The sequence below is a fragment of the Micrococcus sp. PSi08 genome (assembly GCF_054960655.1).
Window position 1 is genome coordinate 1 of sequence record NZ_JBHNYP010000047.1, and the last position, 7,124, is coordinate 7,124.

The window sequence follows — 7,124 nt, forward strand, 5'->3', positions numbered from 1 at the left end:
GATCGACGGCAAGTCTGCAGCAGATCCGTATGCCATGGTTCCCTTTCTGGGCCGGGTGAATGCCGAGCGTGGGGCGGTGGACCGAGCTGGCTCGGGCCGTTCCGGCTCTCTGGACGCTCTTAACAGCCTCGTGTAGACATCGTCACACGAGCGGTTCGAGTGGGAACGGAGCGGGGACCATGACGATGGCAACGGCGGTGCATGAGAAGACGGGTCGCGTTGTTGCAGCTCAGGACATCTGGGCAAGAGGCGACCAGGAGTGGCAGGCAGCCCTCGGTGAGCTGTTCATATGCGGGGAGGCTGACTGCGGGATGCCTGTCTCGCTGGTCAGCCAGTCGATCAACGGGCGCTCGCCTCACTTCCGAGTTCGGGGCGAGCACACGGAACAGTGTCCGAAGCGAGGAGAGGCTGGCTCTCGAGGGGGCAGCGAGGTCGACGCCGTCCAGCCGCGGCGGGATAACCCCGGGGGCGCGTTGAAGATCAGCCCCGAGACGCCGCCTGCGAGCGGAAGCGGCGGCAGAGGTGGTGAAGCGACGCCGGGGACGACTGCGTATGCCGGGGAGGGTGCCGACCCCTCGGGCAAGTCGGGGGTCGAAGAACTCGATCAGTCCACCCATGGCATCGGCGCGATGCTGACCGATCTCTTGCGCGATCCGACTCACGCGGCCCCGGACCGGTGGCTGGAGTTGCCCGAGCGCGAGCGGGTCCGCTGGGGAGACGTCGTGTGGGCCAGTACAGATCTGGACCCGGACGATCAGGCGCGCATGGGCAAGCACATGATCGTGTGGGGCCCTGTTCAGTCGGTGGTGCGGGGCAAGGAGGTCTTCCTTAACTTCTTCGATAGACGCGGTGCCGTCATCCTCGACGAGGAATGCCAGGCTGCCGTGCAGCAGCGGGTTGAGCAGCTCGGGATCGACTGGGCGGAGGGCTGGGTCGACGGATGGGGTGTGATCGTCTACGGGGTCACCCGTCCGTTGAAGAACGGTACGCGCGTGAGCATCCGACCCAAGGACCCGCGATGGGTGGCAGTACGGCGGATCCCGGGTTCTAGTCGCCCCTGAACAGTGGCATACGGACTGTACAGGTGAGCCGCACGCCGTCGGACACTACATTGCACACGTGAGGTCGCAGAGGAGGACTTGTGCAGTCCTCCTCGCGTGTCCTGTGCAATCTTCCCTGCATCTCGACAGGTGCGTCGGCGAGGCGGGGGGAGGGACATCGGCGGCGCGGGCGGGCCTTATGGGCAGTGAACGAGAGTCGTCGGCCCCGTCCTCGGGGCCAGAGGGTGAGGCCGCAGATGAGCGTGGACATGGAGCCGCAGATGGGTGTGGGCACGGCGCAGGCCGGCGCACACCAGGAGGTCGACGAGGGGCTCAGGGTGCTGGCCCCTCAGCCGCAGCCGGCGAAGTTCCTCGGGATCGGATCAGGACTGGTCGCCGCCGGCGCGCTGGCCGCCGGCATGTTCGCCGCCACCGACCCGGCCCTGGCCTACACGGTCGCCGGCGGTGGCGCCGGCGTCTCGACGGCATCCCTGGTGGTGGCCGAGCGGGCGCGGCAGCGGGCCGAGATCGCCGACCACTTCACCGAGCAGATCTGCCCGGTGATGCTGATCCGCCCGCGGCCGTCCCGGGCCGCGGTGAAGCTCTCCCGCTGGCGTGGGGGGTTCATCGGCCTGCCCCAGCAAGTGCAGCTGACCTACCACGCGAGGGTGGTGCCAGACCCGGAGTGGCTGAAGTCCCTGGCCGAGGTCGCCTCGGTCAGCCTCGGGGCCAAGTACAAGGTGGAGGCCCACCTGCCGCGCAAGCGCCGCGTGGTGCTCGGTGCCGTGGAGGCCGAGCAGGTGGAGAAGACCGACCCCACCGTGGAACGCGCATCCCGGGTGGTGCGGGACCTGCTGGGCGAGTCCGCCCGCGTGAAGGTCGAGCTCAACAACGACGGCGACGCGACCCGCATCGAGGTCGCCCACGAGCAGGGCAGCAACATGGCCATGGCCTCCAAGCGGCTGCGCGTGGAGCGGGTCCTGGCCACCCGCGTGCCCGGAGACTGGGTCCCGGAGTGGAACCTGGTCGAGGACACCGTCGTGTTCTCCGCCCGCGAGCCGATGCCCTCCCTGGTCCTGCCCCCGCCGGAGCATTCCCCGCTGGTGCGCACCCACGCCGACTACCGAGATTTCCAGGTCCCCCTGGGTGTGGACGAGGACGGCGAGCAGCTCTCCTGGCACCCCCGCAAGCAACCCCACATGGTGGTGGTCGGCACCACCGGCTCGGGCAAGACCGTCGTGGAGCAGAACGTCGTCCAGCGCCTGACCCAGGCCGGCTGGAAGGTCTGGGTGATCGACGGCAAGCGGATCGAGTTCATCGGCCTGCGGGACTGGCCGAACGTGGAGCGGCTGGCCTCGCGCATCGAGCACCAGGTGAAGCTGATCGAGGACGCCCACGACCTGATGAACGAGCGCTACGCGCTGATCGAGGCCGGCAAGGCGACCTCCGCCGACTTCGAGCCCGTGGCCCTGATCGTCGACGAGGCCACCACGCTACTCGAGGCCGCCGACGACTGGTGGGCCGAGGTCAAGCCCAAGGGCGGATCCTCCAAGTCCGCGGTGCTCAAGCGCCTGGGCAACATCGGACGCCTGGGCCGCTCGGCGAAGATCCACATGCTCATCGGCCTCCAGCGCGCGGACACCCGCTTCATCTCCGGTGAGTTCCGCGACAACCTCGGCATGCGCGTGGCCATGTCCCGCCTCAGCCCCGATGGCGCCAAGATGATGTGGGACTCCTACGTGGTCGGCACCACCATCCCCCGGCACATCAAGGGCCGCGGCATGGCCCTGAATTCCGCCGGCGTGCCCGTCATGATCCAGACCATCTACGCCCCCAACCCCGACCCGGGATCCGACGACTACGACCCCCAGCGCGTCGCCGCGGTGCGCCCCCGCGAAGTCGTGCACAAGAAGATGCTGGTGGAGATCCTCGAGCCGGTCACGGTGGACCTGGACGGCAACGAGGACCGCACCAGCTACGCCGACTACATGGACGCCCGCGTCTACGAGGCCCCCGACCAGCCCCAGGTGCAGCCGGCCACCGCGCCCGCCGCCAGCGCGGCCGTCCCGGCCGGCGCGCTCGCGGCCTTGCAGTCCCTGAACACTGCTCCCGCCACTGCCGCGGTCGAGGAACGCCCGACCGGGCGCCCCTCTCCGGCTGTGCTGGCCGACCCCAGCCGCCCCGTGATCGCCGAGCGCAAGCACGTGCCCTACGTCCCCGACGACGAGCAGGACCTCTTCGAGGGCTACGGCGAGCCCGTCGAGTCCCCGGCCGAGGAGTTGCAGGCCGGCGACCTGATCCAGATCGACCCCGACGCCGAGACCTGGGCGGTGCTCGCCGAGGACCCCCAGGAGGACGAGACCGGGATCTACCTGGAGTACATCGAGCGCGACACCGGGGAGGCCGGCGGCATCTCCGTGGCCGCCACCGAGATGCTGCCCACCCGCCACGTCGAACACGAGGAGAACTGAGATGAGCGCGAACACCAACGGCACCAGCGACGGCACCGACATCATCTGGATCACCCTGGCCGGCATGTTCTTCCTGGGCACCGGCGCCTTCACCGCCTGGGCCGCCAGCGCCATGAACTCCGTGCGCCAGAGCCTGCTGGAGATCGGCCTGCTCGTCCCCGCAGACCAGGCCGCCTTCGAGCTCGCAGACACCGGCGTCGGCGTCAGCCTCCCCCTGGTCCTGGGGGCCGGCGCCGTGCTCGTGGCCATCGTCATGATCGCCGCCTATCGGTCCGCCAGACGCCGGGCCCGCGGCCTGGACGACTGACCTGACGGACTCGTCAGCAGCTAGGGACATGTCGCGGAGAGCCCGGCCTTGTGGTCAGTGAAGGCGCCCGTGCAGGGCGGATGGATCGGACCAGGAGGTTGGCATGTGCAGGGCTCAGGGCGAGGCGGGGTGTCCCCACGGACGTCGATGCCCCCCGAACGCAACGGCACGGGATGCCGCGCTGAAGCGTCGACGGGAGAACCGGGCGATCGGACAGCAGATCGCCCGATGGGCCAAGGCCGAGGGCAAGGCTGACGAGCTGGCCGAGCTGAAGAAGCAGCGCAAGCCCATCAACGAGATCAAGGAGTGGGCCGGTCAGGCCGGCGCCCCGGAAAGCGTCTTCGCCCGCGCCGCGGGCCCGGCCAAGAAGGGATGGGAGGCGGCCAAGACCGAGCTGCGCAACGACCCCAAGGCCCCAGCCCGCCGAGGACCGGCCCGCGGGGGAGCGCCGGCCGCCGCAGCCGCCGGCGGAGCAGGAGGCGGCGGCGGAGGTGGGGGCGCTGGCGGCGCCGGAGTGGCCGGTGGCGGCGGAGCCGTCGGCGGCGCAGGCGCAGGCGCCGGCCGCGACCACCGCACCCCGACCCCGGCTCCCGGCTCAGCCTCGACGGGCGCTCGCGGACCTGAGTGGTCGGAATGGGAGAACCAGTGCGGCGAGGAAGAAGCCGCCCGTGTGGCGTTGCTGGTGGAGCGGCAGGGGCGCACCGCCGAAGAGCGGCAGCTGATGCGGATGGACTCGGCGCGTGAGGGTGCGCCGGTCGCGGGCAAGGGCGTCAACGACATCAAGCGTCTGGTGTGGGACGACGGCGCGTGCGGCTACTTCAAGCCCTACGACGAGCTGGACATGGACACCGCCGAGCACTATGGCCACGACGGCCGGCACCAGCCCACCCATGAGGCCGCGGCCTCGCAGTTCGCCCAGGCGCTGGGCCCGAAGTACGCGGCTCTGGTGCCTCCGGTGGCCCTGGTCAAGTACGACGGCCAGTGGGGCTCCATCTCCTATGGAGTCCCCGGGGGGCCGATGATGGCGAAGATGAACGTGATGCACATGGCAGAGCACCACTCCGACCAGGCCAGCGATCTGGCCTTCTTCGACTGCCTGATCGGGCAGGTCGACCGCCACCGCGGCAACGTCCTGATGGACCGCCGCGGCCTCTCGGCGATCGACAACGGATTCGCCTTCACCGACGGCGTCGGCGGCGTGAACGCCTCGATGTTCGTCGCCGCGCGCTCCCAGCACCCGCAGGCCCGCGCGACCACTCGGGAGGAGAAGGCCATCCTGGCCCGCTTCCTGGACTCCGAAGACGGCCTGGGCCTGCGCGGCACGATCGAGGAAGGCCGCTTCCACGAGGTGCGCCGGCGGGCACGCCTGATGCAGAGCAAGGGCCGGATCCTGAGCCTGTCGAATCTCTACGAGCGCTGATAAACTGATGCAGGATCAACATAAGGAGATCTGATGTTCACCATCACCATCCACCACCTGGACGGCCCCTCCGGCCTCCAGCGGCACGTCGGATACGTGCACGTTGACGGGGAGGACGTCCAGATCCATGACCCCGAGGGGCACCTCGACCTCGAGCTGCCCACCCCCACCGTCGACGACCTCGGCCGCGGTGAGCGCCGGCGCGCCACCTACGCCCAGGACCCCGTCGTGTGGGCCTACAACCTGCCCGCCCTGCTCCGCGGGCCCTACGTGCTCGCCCAGCGTCATGACCAGACGCCGGACTGGGTCGAGCAGCTGCTGGAGCAGCCGCAGGCGCCGGCCGCCAGCTCCCCCGGTGACGCCGAGCTCATCGCGCAGCTCATCGCGGGCAGCTCCGCAGCCAAGGAGGCCGCGGCCGAGCCGGCATGACCGGCCGCGGCGCTCGCGTGCGGATGAGCTCGCGGCCGCAGCTTGGGCCCGCGGATCGGACGGGGACGTGTCGCGGAGATGCAGCATGAGCTGCTGTTGAACCGACCGCGAAAGACGCTTGTGCGGTAGGCGGGGGACGTGTATGGTTAGACACGTAGCGGGCCCCATCAGGGGGCCTGCACCCCTCACCGAAGGAACGCCCCATGGGACGCATCGCCCACCGCATCTACAACGTCTACGGCCCGGACAGCGCCGACATCGACTGCCTCTGCCCCCTCTGCGGCAAGGCCGACTACGTCTCCATCACCCAGGACGAGGCGGACGCCCTGGACGCCGGCCAGCCCGTCCACGAGGTCCTGCCCCACCGCACCAAGGTGGAGCGGGAGCGGATCATCTCCCAGATCTGCCCCGACTGCCAGGCAAACCTCTGCTGACCTCCCCGCCACGGCGGCCCCCCTCACTGGAGGGGGGCCGCCGTCGTCTCATGCGCCAACGCTCCAGCCCCGGGCCGGCAAGACACCTGCGGAGCCGGGGGGACGCGCACACGGGGGCAGCACCGCCAGGGCCACCCATGGTCGCAGCGTCGGCGGCCCCGTCCACTCGACGGCGACGCCGGCGTGCGGACGTCCCGGCCCGGCCAGCCCGGAGCGAACGCGTCCGCGAGCGCGGGTCGGCCGGGGACGTGGCGTGGAGATGTGCTGCCGGCGGCCGCGGCTGCTTCAGCTCGGGGCGCCGGCGGCCGCGGGTCCGGGGCACGTCCCCGGCGTGGTCGTTGGGTCGACAGCGATTTCCGCGGGAGGTGGGCTCTCTGGCGGCTGAGTCGGGACAAGATGGGCGGAGGGTGCCGGCGGCGTGGATCGGCGCCAGGCCGAGTCCCGGGGGTTCCCGGTAGGAGGGTAGATGGCAGGCGATGAGCAGGCGTCGGCGGAGCGGGCCTCGCAACTCAAAGCTCGCGGGAGGTGGCTGGCCGCGTGGGGGGCCATCGTGGGGGCGATCTGGTCCGCTGTAACGACGCTGGGCGTGCTGGCCTCGGAGGACGACAGCCTGGGATTTTCAGCTCCGCCGCCCCCTGGAGGGGAGCCTGCGATGTCGCCTGAGCTGCGCGCGCTGTTCGTCCTGGCGTGGGTGTTCTTCGTGGCCGTGCTCCGTGCCCTGGTGTCGACGCGGCAGGCTGGCAGGGCGCGGTCCATCTGGGCGTTTGCGGCGTTCGGCGTGGCCTGCGTGCCGCTGGCGGCCGGGTTTGTCTGGCGCAGCCCGGTGGTCGACTCGATCGAGGCGTGGGGGTTGCTCTTGTCCTCTGTGGCCATCTTCGGTGGCCTCTTCTGGCAGGACGAGCTGACGCTCCGTGCTGAGCGCCTGGAGGATCAAGTTGCGGAGGAAGCCGAGCGGAAGAGGAGTCAGCGCGAGGCGGACCTGCGTTGGTACGAGCAGGAGTTGAGCCGCGTGGAGGGCAAGCT

The 7,124-nt window shown here is 70.4% G+C and carries 7 protein-coding genes; all 7 read left to right on the plus strand.

The features are described from left to right. The first annotated feature begins 179 nt into the window (after positions 1-179). Positions 180-1,061: a hypothetical protein gene (locus tag ACFI33_RS11495; RefSeq protein ID WP_206450866.1), complete on the plus strand. Its 882-nt coding sequence runs from the start codon at positions 180-182 to the stop codon at positions 1,059-1,061. 236 nt (positions 1,062-1,297) lie between these two features. Next, positions 1,298-3,511 carry a type IV secretory system conjugative DNA transfer family protein gene (locus ACFI33_RS11500; protein WP_206450865.1) on the plus strand — a complete coding sequence of 738 codons (2,214 nt, stop codon included), beginning with the start codon at positions 1,298-1,300 and terminating at the stop codon, positions 3,509-3,511. A 1-nt stretch (position 3,512) separates the two neighbouring features. Further along, positions 3,513-3,818 (plus strand): hypothetical protein, encoded by a 306-nt coding sequence (locus tag ACFI33_RS11505; protein WP_031943914.1) that lies wholly within the window; start codon positions 3,513-3,515, stop codon positions 3,816-3,818. A 103-nt stretch (positions 3,819-3,921) separates the two neighbouring features. Beyond that, positions 3,922-5,238 carry a hypothetical protein gene (locus ACFI33_RS11510; protein ID WP_206450864.1) on the plus strand — a complete coding sequence of 439 codons (1,317 nt, stop codon included), beginning with the start codon at positions 3,922-3,924 and terminating at the stop codon, positions 5,236-5,238. Positions 5,239-5,271: 33 nt separating this feature from the next. Further along, positions 5,272-5,667 carry a hypothetical protein gene (locus ACFI33_RS11515; protein WP_049159949.1) on the plus strand — a complete coding sequence of 132 codons (396 nt, stop codon included), beginning with the start codon at positions 5,272-5,274 and terminating at the stop codon, positions 5,665-5,667. A 203-nt stretch (positions 5,668-5,870) separates the two neighbouring features. Continuing rightward, positions 5,871-6,101: a hypothetical protein gene (locus ACFI33_RS11520; protein ID WP_031943917.1), complete on the plus strand. Its 231-nt coding sequence runs from the start codon at positions 5,871-5,873 to the stop codon at positions 6,099-6,101. 466 nt (positions 6,102-6,567) lie between these two features. Further along, the coding region (locus ACFI33_RS11525) for a hypothetical protein (protein ID WP_462624039.1) at positions 6,568-7,124 on the plus strand (557 nt) is incomplete at its 3' end.

Bases quoted from the DNA above. Each gene is read 5' to 3' on its own strand.
- ACFI33_RS11520 (WP_031943917.1), top strand. From the start codon at position 5,871: ATGGGACGCATCGCCCACCGCATCTACAACGTCTACGGCCCGGACAGC.
- ACFI33_RS11500 (WP_206450865.1), top strand. From the start codon at position 1,298: ATGAGCGTGGACATGGAGCCGCAGATGGGTGTGGGCACGGCGCAGGCC.
- ACFI33_RS11515 (WP_049159949.1), top strand. From the start codon at position 5,272: ATGTTCACCATCACCATCCACCACCTGGACGGCCCCTCCGGCCTCCAG.
- ACFI33_RS11510 (WP_206450864.1), top strand. From the start codon at position 3,922: ATGTGCAGGGCTCAGGGCGAGGCGGGGTGTCCCCACGGACGTCGATGC.
- ACFI33_RS11495 (WP_206450866.1), top strand. From the start codon at position 180: ATGACGATGGCAACGGCGGTGCATGAGAAGACGGGTCGCGTTGTTGCA.
- ACFI33_RS11505 (WP_031943914.1), top strand. From the start codon at position 3,513: ATGAGCGCGAACACCAACGGCACCAGCGACGGCACCGACATCATCTGG.